General features: G+C 63.8%; 1 protein-coding gene. It reads right to left on the minus strand.

The window, feature by feature from the left end; all coding sequences use genetic code 11:
* Nucleotides 1-56: 56 nt before the first annotated feature.
* Nucleotides 57-326, minus strand: a 270-nt coding sequence (locus SB771_RS33840; protein WP_410721899.1) for a sigma-70 family RNA polymerase sigma factor, incomplete at its 5' end; no start/stop codon positions are given.

Raw genomic sequence — 326 nt, forward strand, 5'->3', positions numbered from 1 at the left:
GCTCAATTCCTGATCGAGATAGCCGGGCAGCAGTTCGAACGCCTGTTCGTGATCCATCACGCCTCCTGGTCCGTCGGCGCGAGCAGCGCCGCGAGTTGCTGACGGCCGCGCCCGAGGCGAGACATCACCGTCCCCATCGGGATGCCCACGATGGTGGCGATTTCCTTGTACGACAATTCTTCCAGCTCCCGCAACACGATCACCTCACGGTACTCCAGACGCAAGCCCCGCAACGCCTGATGCACGCGCTTCTGACTCTGGCTGCGTATCAGCATGGCTTCGGGGCCGTCGTCGTGGTTGGCCGTGCCGGCCTCGAGGCTGTGCAT

This window comes from Burkholderia sp. SIMBA_051 (assembly GCF_046534915.1).
Lineage (GTDB): Bacteria > Pseudomonadota > Gammaproteobacteria > Burkholderiales > Burkholderiaceae > Burkholderia > Burkholderia ambifaria.